The 14,310-nt window shown below is 42.3% G+C and carries 9 protein-coding genes; 6 read left to right on the top strand and 3 right to left on the bottom strand.

Annotation, left to right across the window (positions count from 1 at the left end; all coding sequences use genetic code 11):
- Nucleotides 1-32 precede the first annotated feature (32 nt).
- The 4 genes from glgA to KUL10_RS09140 all read left to right on the top strand — a co-directional run bounded on the left by glgA (nucleotide 33) and on the right by KUL10_RS09140 (nucleotide 7,655).
- A complete protein-coding gene (gene glgA, locus KUL10_RS09155; protein WP_110428614.1) occupies nucleotides 33-1,445 on the top strand; it encodes a glycogen synthase GlgA in 1,413 nt (470 codons plus the stop codon).
- Nucleotides 1,446-1,749: 304 nt separating this feature from the next.
- Nucleotides 1,750-2,454 (top strand): two-component system response regulator ArcA, encoded by a 705-nt coding sequence (gene arcA / locus KUL10_RS09150; protein ID WP_110428613.1) that lies wholly within the window; start codon nucleotides 1,750-1,752, stop codon nucleotides 2,452-2,454.
- An 82-nt stretch (nucleotides 2,455-2,536) separates the two neighbouring features.
- On the top strand, nucleotides 2,537-4,336 hold the full coding sequence (locus KUL10_RS09145) for a tetratricopeptide repeat-containing sulfotransferase family protein (RefSeq protein ID WP_110428612.1): 1,800 nt from the start codon (nucleotides 2,537-2,539) through the stop codon (nucleotides 4,334-4,336).
- A gap of 196 nt (nucleotides 4,337-4,532) precedes the next feature.
- On the top strand, nucleotides 4,533-7,655 hold the full coding sequence (locus KUL10_RS09140; RefSeq protein WP_110428611.1) for a TonB-dependent siderophore receptor: 3,123 nt from the start codon (nucleotides 4,533-4,535) through the stop codon (nucleotides 7,653-7,655).
- 85 nt (nucleotides 7,656-7,740) lie between these two features.
- Here the strand turns inward: KUL10_RS09140 and pmbA are convergent, their stop codons facing one another.
- The gene (gene pmbA, locus KUL10_RS09135; protein ID WP_110428610.1) at nucleotides 7,741-9,072 is read right to left on the bottom strand and encodes a metalloprotease PmbA; all 1,332 of its coding nucleotides are present in this window, start codon (nucleotides 9,070-9,072) and stop codon (nucleotides 7,741-7,743) included.
- Between the two features lie 79 nt (nucleotides 9,073-9,151).
- On the opposite strand from pmbA, the gene yjgA reads away from it, so the two are divergent.
- Nucleotides 9,152-9,703: a ribosome biogenesis factor YjgA gene (gene yjgA / locus KUL10_RS09130; protein WP_110428609.1), complete on the top strand. Its 552-nt coding sequence runs from the start codon at nucleotides 9,152-9,154 to the stop codon at nucleotides 9,701-9,703.
- Between the two features lie 5 nt (nucleotides 9,704-9,708).
- Nucleotides 9,709-12,144 (top strand): Ig-like protein, group 1, encoded by a 2,436-nt coding sequence (locus KUL10_RS09125; protein ID WP_110428608.1) that lies wholly within the window; start codon nucleotides 9,709-9,711, stop codon nucleotides 12,142-12,144.
- Here the strand turns inward: KUL10_RS09125 and KUL10_RS09120 are convergent.
- Together KUL10_RS09120 and galK are read right to left on the bottom strand one after the other, a co-directional pair.
- Nucleotides 12,125-13,135 carry a Gfo/Idh/MocA family protein gene (locus tag KUL10_RS09120; protein ID WP_110428607.1) on the bottom strand — a complete coding sequence of 337 codons (1,011 nt, stop codon included), beginning with the start codon at nucleotides 13,133-13,135 and terminating at the stop codon, nucleotides 12,125-12,127. The genes KUL10_RS09125 and KUL10_RS09120 overlap by 20 nt on opposite strands.
- Nucleotides 13,135-14,295: a galactokinase gene (gene galK, locus KUL10_RS09115; protein WP_110428606.1), complete on the bottom strand. Its 1,161-nt coding sequence runs from the start codon at nucleotides 14,293-14,295 to the stop codon at nucleotides 13,135-13,137. Before galK ends, KUL10_RS09120 begins: the two co-directional genes overlap by 1 nt.
- Nucleotides 14,296-14,310: the final 15 nt, after the last annotated feature.

Here is a 14,310-nt window from a genome sequence, read left to right as displayed (position 1 = left end):
AAACTAGTAAAATAAATAACGATGAGTAAAGCATGAATATCTTATTTTTAATTTCCGAAGTTGAAGACATCGTTAAGACCGGTGGGCTGGCGGATGTGGGCAAAGCACTGCCTATAGCCCTAAAAGAATTAGGCCACGATGTGCGCATATTCATGCCTTATTATGCCCAAGCAAAGCGCACTTTTAAGCTGCCCGATGCCTGTGTGAAACAAGTATTACACGCAAACGAACAGCGTTATGAATTTGGTGTAAAAGAACTAAATTTCGAGAACATTAAGGTCTATTTAATCGACTACCCAGAATATTTTGCTGATGAAGATCTATATTCAAAAACCAGCCAAGTTTCAAATAGTGAGAAGTTCGCATTCTTTTCACTCGCAGCACTAAAAGCATCTGAGTCCCTTGCTTTTAAACCTCAAATATTACATTGCAATGATTGGCATACATCGATTGCTTGCTACATGGCTAAACACGATCCGCAAATTAAAGATTTTTACCGAGACACAAAAAGCGTATTAAGTATTCACAACGCTGCGTTTCAAGGCGTCGAAGATTTAAAAAACATGAAGTGTGTCTCGGCTCACCAGTCGCATTTATACGTTGATAATGGTCATATTAACCTATTAAAAACAGGCTTGATTCACGCTGATAAAATATGCCCTGTGAGCCCTAGTTATGCGCAGGAGATATCAACACCGCTTGGCAGTCATGGTATAGATGATGTAGTCAGACATCGCCAAAACGATGTCATTGGTGTACTCAACGGTTGTGATTATGAACAATGGAACCCTGAAACCGATCCAATCATTGCTGCGCGATACAGTGTGGATGACATTTCTGGCAAAGCGAAATGTAAAGCAGCACTGCAAAAAGAATTCAATTTACCGGTTACCAAAAATACACCTTTACTTGGTATGGTTTGCCGAACAACAATTCAAAAAGGGTTCGGGTTTATTCTGCCAATGCTAGAGCAGCTATTGCACCATAAAGTACAAATCGTCATTGTTGGCACAGGCGAAGAAGATATTACTAAGCCTTTGGCAGAAATCGCAGCCAAGCATCCTAAACAATTCGCGTTTATTAACGACTTCCAATCTGAATACGCGCACTACGTAGAAGCTGGCGCCGACTTCTTTTTAATGCCATCACAATTTGAGCCTTGTGGTTTAAACCAAATGTACAGTCTTGCATATGGCACCTTACCCATCGTTCGCGCTGTCGGCGGTCTTAAAGACACGGTTAAAGACATAGATTTATCAGATGGTAATGGCTTTGTATTTGAAAACCCCAGCCCAGATGCGTTACTTAACGTCATCCGTAAAGCACTATTACTGTTTCACGAATACCCAGCGCAGCTCACCAAAGCCCGTAAACGGGCAATGCAGGTTAAGTTTACGTGGGATGTTGCGGCTGCTAAGTTTCAATCTATATATAAACAAATGTAACAACGCAGCTCTTGAGCTCGATTGAGAGCAAGCTGCCAACTGTACTCATGACTTTTCATGAGTGCTGTACAGAATCTTTTTATACAAACTAAATTTAAACTTTGTAGTAATTAACCGACAAAAGCACCTGATTTTGAGAAAAAAAGTAGCCTTTGTTGTTAAATTTCATAGAATTAACGACAAATAACACTAAAGTACATTTTATTTCTTGAACGTAATTGAATATACTATATGTGTAAGTAATTGTGTTTTCGTAATAATTACTGATAAACTCCCAATAACAATGTTAATAGAGTGTAAATAAATGCAAACGCCAAATATCCTGATTGTAGAAGACGAAGTCGTAACACGAACAACGCTCAAAAGCCTTTTTGAAGCGGAAGGATACAATGTTTTTGAAGCTGAAAACGGCGAAGAAATGCATGACTTCTTTGAGAATAACACCATTAATTTAGTTATCATGGATATCAACTTACCGGGTAAAAATGGGCTAATACTCGCAAGAGAAGTAAGAGACCGCAAAAATGTAGGGTTAATCTTTTTGACTGGCCGTGATAACGACGTCGACCGTATTTTAGGCTTAGAAATCGGCGCTGACGATTACCTCACAAAACCATTTAACCCACGCGAACTCACTATTCGTGCACGTAACTTGTTATCACGCACTAGCAATGCTGCTGAAGATGATGATTTACCAAGTAAAGTCAGCTTTAATGGTTGGACGCTCGATGGTGACAGCAGAAGCTTGATTTCACCTGCCGGCAAAGAGTTTAGACTTCCGCGCAGTGAGTTCAGAGCATTACACCTGTTCTTGAGCAACCCAGGTAAGATTCTGACCCGCGAACAACTCATCATGGAAATGACGGGGCGTGAGTTACGTCCAAATGACAGAACGGTTGATGTAACAATCCGCCGCATTCGTAAACACTTCGAATCAGAGCCAAACGAAGAAGAATTAATTGTCACTATTCATGGCGAAGGCTATCGCTTTTGTGGAAGTGTCGACTAAGCTAACAGTCTTTTGAATTAAGCCCGCGTTTGCGGGCTTAATTGTTTTTGGGCAATCAATAAACAAGTATGCAGAACCGACAATGTCCGCCAATCACTACGCTAAGATTTTACATCAAGTTGAGCAGTTCATAGTCAGTAAACAGTTTGCTCAAGCAATTGCTTTACTGAATCAAACGTTAAAATCGACTCCTAATTTTTATCAAGCTTGGCTAAAGCTGAGTGAATGCCTATATAAGGCTGACTACTATGATCAAGCCATTGAAGTTGCGCGACATGCTGAAAACTTTGACCCTTTAACCCAAGCTTTCGATCAAATCAGACAATGTATGCAAGCTAAGGCTTATACAAAAGCCATTGGGATTGCGGGCACAATGTTGAAACAAATACCTCACCACCCAAGAGCAGTCTACACAATTGCTCAAATTTATTTGATGCAAAATAAAGCAGAACAAAGCGCTGAACTGTTGAAAACTGAGCTACCATTTTTACCAGCTAATTTATCACTTAGAAATTTGCTAATTGACAGCTACGTACAATCAAATGAATACCAAGCAGCACTCGACGCATCGAGAGCGCTAGCGGAACTTAAAGAGAGTTTTGATAGTTTGTGGAAATGGATTGGTTTGTTACAAAAATACAGTCAGCTAGATTTACTCCTTGAGGTGTGCGAAAGAGCCAATAAGTATGTGCAAAATAAACCGTTGCACTATTCGCAGTTATCACTGATCAAAGGTCAAGCGCTTAGAATTTTAGGTAAAAGAAAATTAAGTGTTGAATCCTTAAAGACGGCAATAAAAGCCAATCCAAAAAATGTAGAGGCTTGGGCGGCTTTGGCTGATATGAAAAACTATGTTTTTTCGAAAAGTGAAATAAATCAAATAGAAGCACTTATTCAAGATTCAGAGTTGACATCTAACGCCCAAGCTATCGCAACATTCGCACTTGCAAAAGCGGTCGAGTTGCAGGAAGGGCTTGAACAAAGTATGCCTTTTTATAAAAAAGCCAATGCACTAGTAGGTAGTCATTCAGCCTACACTAAGGCAATGATAAAAGAATTTGAGTTGCGAAAAAGCGTCTACACAAAAGCTAGTCTACTTGGTCAATCTAACAAGTTCAGTAAACACCCCAAGCCTATTTTTATCGTAGGTATGCCCCGTTCTGGATCCACGCTGATCGAGCAGATACTGGCAAGCCATTCATCAATAGAAGCCACTATCGAACAACCCACGCTTCAGGCTGTTGAGCAACAAGCTGAGGGCTACTGCAAACAAAAATATGGCAAGAGCCTTTATGAGTGCTTACCTTATTTAACAGGTAATGAATTAAGCGTGTTCGGGAAGAGTTATTTAGAAAAAGGCGCTATTTTTAGAGAACAAAACCTTGATTACTTTATCGATAAACAACCCTTTAATTTCAGGCTGATTGGTTTTATCCACAAAATTCTTCCTAATGCTATTATTATCGACATACGAAGAAATCTAATGGACTGCGGCTTAAGCTTATACAAGCAGTATTTCTACTCGGGTGTGCAATTCAGTTACCACCTCAAACAAATCGCATTGGTGCTCAATGCTTATCAGGATTTGATGCATCATTGGAACAAAGTCTTACCCAACCGTATTGTGACGCTCCAGTATGAAGAACTGATTAACGCTCCTGAGTCATTTATCAAAGCGCTCTTGCTTCGGCTTTCTCTTCCCTTTGAAGAAGCCTGTATTGACTTCAGTAAAAATACGCGAAAGGTGCATACAGCGAGTAGTGAACAAGTTCGCCAACCTATTAATCAAAATAGCATGGGTGTATGGAGAGAAGTAGCGAATGATCTCAAAGACCTGAGCACCAACTTAGCCAATCATTTGGGTAAAACTAACAGTTACTGACGCTAACACAAAAGCCCCACCAAAGTGCAAAAACCTCGATTTAGTGCGCAAGAATGCACTATAAAAGAGCATAGCAATAAAGTTTACCATGCTTTGTTGCCTGTAAGTCGCATAAACTCGTAGCGACCTAACTGGCATAAAGTGTGCAATTTCGCTTTATAACAAAAAATACTAAGTTAATCCTACAGGCAGTATTATGAAAGCTCACTCAAAACACCCACAGATAAAACGTTCAGCGGTTTCTTTATGTATCGCGACAGCATTAGGGCTAAGCGCATCCGCCAACACCTATGCTCAAGACGCATCGACTGATAAAGAAGCTGAAGTTGAAGTTATCAATGTCACTGGTTCACGTATTCCGACCGATCCAAATGTAATAAGTTCAGTGCCAATTCAATCACTTGATAGCAAAGACATTGCTATGTCTGGTGAATTAAACTTGGCGGACATCGTAAATGATATTCCAGCACTTATTGCTTCAACCACTTCAGAAAATAGTTTAACCGGTGCAAATGCGCTTAATCTAAGAGGTTTGGACTCTGATAGAACCCTTACACTTGTTAACGGTCGCCGCCATGTTGCAGGATTTAGAGGTTCTCAAGCCGTTGATGTCAGTACTATTCCTCGCGCACTGGTTGAACGCGTTGAAGTTACCACAGGTGGCGCATCTGCAATTTACGGTGCTGATGCGGTTACTGGTGTAGTAAACTTTATATTAAAGGATGACTTTGAAGGTGTTTCACTCAATGCAACAACCGCGATACCTGAACAATCAGGCGGTGCAAGTTTTGCATTTGATGGCGCTTTTGGTAAAAACTTTGATGACGATAAGGGAAATATTGTCCTCACGCTAACTTTAGAAAAAGAACAAGAATTACTTCATGGCGATCGAGATTGGTCAAAAAACAATGGATTGTATTCAAGTGTGCCAGATCCAGATGATAGTTCTCGTCGAATTCTCGCCAATGACATCGGATATTGGTTGAGTTCAAATGAAGGCTCAATCGCACCGACGTTCGGTGGGCGTGATGTATTGTATGTAGATATCAATAATAATGGCATACCAGATTGTCAGGAATCTAGAGGTGGACGCGCCAGTTTTCTTGCCGGTTGTTGGGTGACAGGTCCCGATGGCACGGTTAGAGTAAACACTGATGGACCTATTTACGACGGACTTCTAAGTAGCGGTGGAGACGGTGCCAAGTTTAACTTTGACAACGATACCTTGATGCCAGATACCGATAAAGTAGTCGTTAACTTAAACGGTGATTATCAAATTACCGACGACTTAAATCTGTTTTTTGAAGCCAAATATGTCAACACTAAAAGTAATGTATATAACGAGTATGATTCTTACTACGATACATTGTTTATCCTCCCAGATAACCCATTTATCCCCGCGGCTCTTCAACCTGTAGTTGCAGAAACTGGTGGATTATTGCTAACGCAAGATGCAATTGGATGGGATGACGATGCAACAACATACGAACGTGAGACTATGCGATTTGTAGGTGGTTTTACTTGGGACTATGATATTAATCACTCCTTAGAGTTTGCGGTTAATCACGGTCAATTTACTAATACCACTGAATACACCGAACAATACCTAGACCGGGTATTTGCTTCTATCGACGCAACTACTGACGCCAATGGCAACATAGTTTGTCGCTCTGATCTTGATCCAAACGCAGCTTACGAAATAGATTACTTTGCGTTTAATGTTAACTACGCAAACGGTAACTTCTTCAGTGACCGCTATTACAGCTTTACCCCTGGCGATGGTCAATGTGCACCATTAAATCCCTTTGGAACCAACGCATTGAGCGAAGAAGCAAAAGACTTCATCTCGGTGCGCAAGCAAGACAAGCTAACAGTTGAGCAAACGGTTCTTTCATTAACCGCAGTCGGTGAGTTTGAAGTACTAGATAGCCTGTTGGATGATTCTATCGGTTATGCTGCTGGTATCGAATACCGTGAAGAATCAAGTGACAATCGTTTAGATCCTGCAGAATTGGGTATTTTACCAGAAGGTACCTCGTTCACCCCAGGCGTGTTAGTAAGTGAAGTATCACCGTGGTTAAACTTCTTAACCGGCATCGATAACGTTCAGCAGTTTAATACTGCGGGTGAATATGATGTGTGGGATAGTTTTGTTGAAGTACGCTTGCCTATTTTCCTAGACCGTGAATTTGCTCATGAGTTTACGATTGACGGTGCAATTCGCTTAGCGGATTACTCAACACTTGGCAATGCAACAACATGGAAAGTCGGTTTCTCTTATAGTCCAATTGAAGACTTGAACTTCCGTGGAACAATATCTGAAGCAGTGAGAGCACCAAACATCACTGAATTATTTGACCCGCAACTGCCTATCACCGTCAACTTGAATGAAGATCCATGTGACCCAGCAAACGTTAATGCTGGCACGCCACAGCGTCAAGCAAACTGTGTCGCTTCACTACAAGCAACAGGTGTCGCTACATCAGATATACTTGACGCAGATGGCAACTACATTTGGCTAAACCCTCTGACAGCTCGCTTCAGTGGAACTTCAGGTGGTAATCCTGACCTTGATGTTGAGACTGCTGAAACACTTACCCTAGGTGTTGTGTTCAGACCTAGCTTTCTTGAAGGTTTAACATTGACGCTAGACTATTGGGATATGGAGATTGACGATGCAATCGACGCGGTCAGTGCTTCTGATATCCTCGACGGCTGTTACGACTCACTTAACTTCCCAGACTTAGGTTTCTGTAATCAATTTACAAGACGAGCAGACGGCGGTTTGAATAGTTTGACAACCGGTGAGATTAACTTTGCTCGTATCGAAGCGGACGGCGTTGATTTTTCTGTAAACTATGTATTCGAAGTTGATGAAAACCAGTTTGGCATTAGTGTAGTTGGGACCCAACAAAAAGCGTTAAATCGCTTCTTTAATCCCACAGATCCGAGCGACGTAAACATTGTGCTTGAAGAAATTCAAACACCTAAGACCTCTGGTAATGTTGAGTTAAGTTGGTCTCGCGGAGGACTTAGTATGGCGTTCCAAACGACTTATCAAAGTCGTCAAGCCTACGGTGCAGTTGAGAGCTCTTTAGGTATTCAAGGGAATGAAGCCTTATATGGTCCAGGCGGCGGTTTCTACGGAAGCACACTGATCCACGATATTAACGCAAGCTATGAACTAAGCGATAATTTATCAGTATTTGGTGGAATCAATAACTTGGCAGATGAAGACCCATTCTTGACTGAACTAGCTTGGCCTGTAGGTCCTCGAGGTCGCACTGTGTTTGTTGGCGTGAATTACACGATGGAATAAAGCACACCCAGTGTGCTAAAAAGCCGCGAAGTTTATCTTTCGCGGCTTTTTTATTGCTTAAAGAGAAGAGGTCTTAAGACTATTATTAAGCACCCGCAACCGACATTTGTTCAATCAATACAGAACCCGTCTGAATGCTGCCACGCACTTCACGATCAGCTCCAACAGCGACGATGTTCATTAGCATATCTTTTAAATTGCCCGCAATGGTAATTTCGTGGACAGGATATTGAATAACACCGTTTTCTACCCAAAAGCCTGCTGCGCCGCGCGAGTAGTCGCCGTTTACGATATTGACACCCTGACCCATTAGTTCCGTTACTAACAAACCAGTACCCAATTTTTGCAGCATCTGTGCATCGTTTTCGCCAGTACTGCCAATCATCCAATTGTGAATGCCACCCGCGTGACCATTAGTTTGCATACCGAGCTTTTTAGCAGAATAACTGGTCAGCAAATAATGTTGCAGGACACCATCTTCAATAATCGTCATATCCTTAGTTTGCACACCTTGGTTATCAAAAGGTGAGCTGGCTAAGCCGCGCATTAAGTGAGGTTTTTCTTCGATCGTTAACCAATTAGGTAAAATCTGTTTGCCAAGGTGATCGAGCAAGTAGGAAGATTTGCGGTACAAGCTACCGCCACTTATCGCATTTACCATATGCCCAAACAGACCTGAAGCAATTTCTTTATCAAATAAAACAGGTACTTTGCAGGTATCTAACTTCTGGGCATTTAAACGACTTAAGGTATTTTTTGCAGCAAGCTTGCCAACGGATTCACTGCTATTTAACTCGTCGGCAACACGACTAACCGTATAAGCATAATCGCGTTGCATGTCATCACCGTCTTGGCCAATTAAGACACAGCTTAGACTGTAGCGACTACTTGGGTAACCCGCGTTAATTCCATGCGTGTTGCCGTATACTTTAACCCCAACATTAGCATTATAAGAACCGCCGTCAGAGTTGGTGATTTTATTATCAAAGTCCAGCCCGGCCTCTTCGGTAGCTATCGCCAATGCGATTCCCTTTTCGGTATCTAGCTCTATTGGGTGATACAAGTCTAAGTCAGGAACATCAGTCGCCATTAACGCTGCATCCGCCAAGCCAGCGCATTCATCCTCTGAGGTGTACTTCGCAATCTCAACGGCCTTTTCAACCGTTAGCCTCAGGGCATCGGGACTTAAATCGGCAGTAGATGCACTGCCCTTTTTATTGCCTACATAAACCGCAATGCCTAGGCCGCCGTCATTGGTGAATTCAACGGTTTCGACTTCTTTCATGCGCGAAGATACAGCGATGCCTTGTACTTTAGACATACTCGCTTCGGCACTAGTCGCGCCAATTTTTACTGCTAGTTTTAAGGCGTCATCGACGGCGCTTTGAATCTCAGATAGTTGTTGCTCTGCATGCATAATAGTTTTTTCTGTCCAAAAATTAGCGTGACGGTTACAATCCGCACCATACTAACATTAATGATGTTAAAAACGATCAATGAATAAGCGTAAAAACACCGATATAAATGCGACTCAAGAGACTGATTTCGAGCAAGAGATCGGCGAAGAAGAATTTAAGAGCAAAACGCAACTTAAACAAGAAGCGGACGACCTTAAAAAGCTAGGCTTTAATTTAGTTGAGCTATCAAAGCCTCAATTGCGTGGCCTTGGGCTAGATGATGAGCTACTTACAGCGATTGAACTGGCGCAAAAAATCAATCGCAAAAAAGATGGTTTTAGACGCCAACTTCAACTTATTGGCAAAATGCTGCGCTCTAGGGATATCGCGCCCATAGAGCTGGGACTTGAAAAACTAAAAGCGCCGCACCTAGCCGCTACTCAAGTTTTTCATAAACTAGAAAAACTAAGAGATGAAATATTGAGCAATGGTGACAAAGCAATTCAAGATGCCGTTGAAAAATATCCAAATTTAGACCGACAAAAGCTAAGGCAATTGCATCGTCAGGCCGTTAAACAGAAAGAAGCCGAAAAACCTCCTGTGGCAGCACGCGAGATTTTTCAGTACTTGAAGTTAACTATCGATGAGTGATTTTAATGGTCAGAAACTACGTCGGCACTTTGGCAGTGCTCTTTTTAAGTGTTTTACTTACCGCATGCAATGGCAGCTCAGGTGAAAATGGGGATAACCCTTTTGACCCCGATTCAGCGCCACCTGCAAGTCCCGAATATTCTCTCACTCTCACTGTTCTTTCCCAAGATTGTTCAAGCTCAAATGGCAATTCATTTACACTTGGTGAGCAAATCTGCCTACAAGCTCAATTGCTGCAAGATGGCATAGGCGCAAACAACCAAGTCATCAGTTTTACTACTCAAGTAGGTAGTTTATCCAGTGAGACCAAACTGACCGATGCCAATGGCATTGCAGAAATAAGTATTAGCTCGGTCGACGCCAACATTGGTGCCGGCGCTGTTACCGCTGATTTCTCTGATGAAACAACGGCAACAACAAATATAGAGTTCATCGCAGCAGAGCCTGAAACAGACAATACGATTAATGTTACTATCCAGTTGCGAGATGCACAGGGTAATCTCATTAATCGCTTCAGCGATGCTCAAAACATCAATGTGAGTGCACAGCTCTCCACACAGGGTGATTTCGATCTAACAAATCAAATTGTTTCCTTTCAGACAAGCAATGGCGAGTTAACACTTAGCGACACACTTACCAATGAGAACGCGATTGCTAGTACCCAGATCCTAACAGAGAATGCCGTATTCGGTGCTGGTACAATAACGGCCTCTTTACAAAATGATGAACTGACCACAGCTGCGCTGAATTTTGAAATTTTTGAGCGTGACCAAGTTCAAGAAGTAGTCAGAATAGGTTCTTTTGCAAATAGTGTTTTTAACGAGAATGTATTGGGTATTTCTGGTTTTAACGCAGAAGATGAAATCAGTATAAGTGCTGGAGCTACATTAGGAGTCTTCGTCGATTTAGTGGACGCTAACGATGTACCTATCGCCAGTAATATCCCTATCAGCTTTACATCAAATTGCACGCAGCAATCAGCAGGTGTAATAGATCAGTCCGTTACAAGTATAAATGGACGGGCAAACGCAACATATGAAGATATTAGTTGCGCCACAGGTAACGGTAACCAAGATATCATACAAGCAAGCGTGTTCGTTGATGGCAATCAACTTCAAATTAGTAGAATCGTGAACTTACTTGCCGAATCAGCTGGCTCCATTGAGTTTATTTCTGCTTCACCCGACAGTATTGTGCTTCAAGGCACCGGAGGGCAAGGCAGCGAGTCAGTGTCTTTACTTACCTTTCAAGTAACTGGCGCGCAAGGAAATCCGTTGGCACAACAAAGTGTCGACTTCACATTGAACACAGAATCTGGTGGGTTAAGTTTATCACCTGTTTCTGGGCTGACCAATTCACAAGGTCAAGTAAGTACCCGTGTCACCGCAGGTAATGTACCAACAGCTATTAGAGTCACTGCATCACTGACCAATCAACAAGGCCAAACAATTCAAACCCAGTCGGATTTGTTAAGTGTTAATACAGGATTGCCCGATCAAAACAGTATTTCGCTTGCAGCCAATAACTTAAATCCAGAAGCACGTAACATCCAAGGTCAAGAAGTCACGATAACTGCTCGTTTATCTGATACCTTCAACAATCCGGTACCTGATGGAACAGCCGTCGCATTTACCACTGAAGCTGGGTCAATTCAGCCGAGCTGCACGACCAGTAATGGTGCGTGTTCGGTTATCTGGACAAGTTCATTGCCCATTGCAGAAGATCACCGCGTGACCATATTAGCCACAGCTATCGGACATGAAACCCTGAGTGATAGCAACGGAAATAATGTCTATGATGATCAAGATGGTGGGGCGATTACTGACGATGACGGAAGTGGTTTTGACGTGACACTAGCATCGCAATCAGGTTTCATTGATTTAAGTGAGGCTTGGAGAGATGACAACGAAAACAGAGTTCGTGATGACAACGAGATCTTTTTAGACTTTGATTCTTCTGGAAGCTTTAATGCGCAAAATGGCTTATTTGATGGCCCTCAATGTGACGCGAGTAACTGCGGAGCATCAAGCTTACACGTTCGAAAGTCGCTGGTTTTAATTACTTCAAGTTCGTCGGTGCTAATATCGGTTTTTAACAACGGTAATGAAATTATTAACAACCAAGCAACGCCTAGTTCATCTCCTTTGCTTGCGATACCTAGGGGAGAAAGTGCGAGCTTTCAATTGGCTTATTCAGATACGCAAGAGCAGGCAATTGCGAGCGGCTCAACAATTGTGGTCGAGGCTACATCAGGAGCACTAGGCGGCGTGACAGAAGATGTGATGCCAGTAAGCAACCGCGCAGGTGCACGCACTTCGGTATTTACAATCGTAAACTCACTTTTGGAGGATGACCTGGCGACAGATTCAACTATCAGTATCACGATTACGTCGCCAAGTGGTGTTCAGTCCAATTTAAACTTTAGTGTGACACTGCAGTAGCTTGCTCAAGCTCTTCAGAGTACTTCAAGCCCCATTGGCGACGAATTTCATCCATCGTCTGCATCATTTCTAAGGTTTTGTTTAGCGGCAAAATGGGGCTTTGTGTCAAACCGTTTTCTAGGCAATCGTGAAAGTGTTCGATTTCGGCGCAAAATTCATGTCCTTCATCAAAGGGTAAATCAATTACCTGCGGCGCTTCGCCCTGAACACAAACCTGATACGACTTTGCCCCTAAAAAGTGAGGCACGATAATGTGCCCTTTTGTACCGCTAATAACCGCTTCGCACGGAGCAGCTTGAGTATAACCAGACGTGAGTAATGCTGTTTTACCCTGACCAAAATCAATTGTATAAAAGCCTCGTTGATCGACACCAGTTTCATCATCTAAGACACATTGAGCATAAATAGAGTGAGGTGCATTTTGAAACACTATCGATGCAATTGTAATTGGATAAATACCTAAATCGAGTAAAGCGCCACCAGCCAGTTCAGGGTTGCGGAGTCTGTGCGTAGTTGGTAATTCTCGATTGAGGCTAAAATCTGCTTTTACAGTTACAACTTCACCGATTAATCCCTCTTGAATAGCCGATTGAAGTGAACGAATAGCAGGCAAAAACCGGGTCCAAACCGCTTCCATCAATAAAACATTATTTTTACTTGCAAGCTCAATCAGCACTTTCGTTTGATTTGCATTAACAGTGAGTGGTTTTTCACACAGCACATGCTTCCCAGCATTTAAGCAGAGTTTTACGGTTTCAAAGTGTGCATTATGTGTATTGGCGACATAGATAGCGTCAATCTCTGGCGTGCTAGCGAGGGCTTCATAACTTTCATAAGCACGGTCAATGTTATGTGTTTTTGCAAATGCTTTTGCTTTTTCAAAATTCCGCGCCGCACAGGCAGCAGCGATTCCCTTATTACTCGGTTGTATCCCTCGTAAAAACTGCAGTGCAATATGCCCACAGCCTAATATTCCCCATTTTATTGTCATTAAAGTGCTTCTATTTTTAACCCGTTCCCTGCGTTACAAACATAAATATCTGCAGTTAACGAAAACTGTTGGTGGTAGTTATCTTCAACTGCTTTAATAAGTTTTGCAAGGTCTTGCTCGCGGCATAAACACACAACTGCACCACCAAACCCGCCACCGGTCATTCGAGCACCACCACTTTTACCCAAAGCGTTGCTGCAAATTTCAACGAGACCGTCAATTGCCGGCACCGTAATTTCAAAATCATGCTGCATTGAGTGGTGCGACGCTCTCATTAACTCACTCAATGATTCTAAATTGTTATTTTGAAGTGCCTTAACAGCATCTAGCACACGTTGGTTTTCGGTGATTACGTGCTTGGCTCGCTTAAATTCGTTTAGACTGAGCTGATCTTTATGCTCAAAGAGTAATTCCATGCTTGCGTCACGCAACATTTTCACACCCATTATGCGCGCTGCATTTTCACAATCAATTCGACGCACATTGTATTCACTGTCAGCTAGTTTGCGCGGATAGTTAGAATTTACTATCACCACATTCAAATCGTTAGGAATCGCAACCGCCTGTGTTTCTAAACTTCTGCAATCAAGCATTAGCGCGTTATTGGCTTGCCCACAAGCCGAAATTAATTGATCCATAATGCCACATTGGCAATCAATAAAATCGTTTTCAGCCTTTTGTCCGAAGACGGCGATCTCTGACAAACTTAAAGACAAGTTATCCGCATGATTGAATAACCCTCCCAATGCAACTTCCAGCGCAGCGGATGAAGATAATCCACTTCCCTGAGGCACGTTGCTATCGATCAGCATATCGAAACCACTTAGTTGGTGACCTTCACGCTTCAAAACAAACACAACCGCACGGATATAGTTACCCCAGTGTAAATCACCGGGAATGAGGTCTTGGCTGTGGTCAAACTGTTCAGACTCATCTAGATAACTCATTGAACGCACATTTATTGTCGTATCGTTTCGCTTCTTGAACAAAATACGCGTGTTAAATTCAAGCGCACAAGGCAATACAAAACCATCATTATAATCTGTATGTTCTCCAATTAAATTGACACGACCAGGCGCAATTGAGACAGCTTCAGCTGGATAACCATAGGCAGATTGGAAAGCAGAGTTTAATTCGGAAATGGGCGTTACATTTATCATAGATTTCTCTTTAGC

The sequence above is a fragment of the Glaciecola sp. KUL10 genome (assembly GCF_003203515.1).
Taxonomy (GTDB): domain Bacteria; phylum Pseudomonadota; class Gammaproteobacteria; order Enterobacterales; family Alteromonadaceae; genus Glaciecola.
The sequence above is the reverse complement of the archived record's forward strand: the minus strand, read 5'-3'. Positions and strand labels throughout refer to the sequence as shown.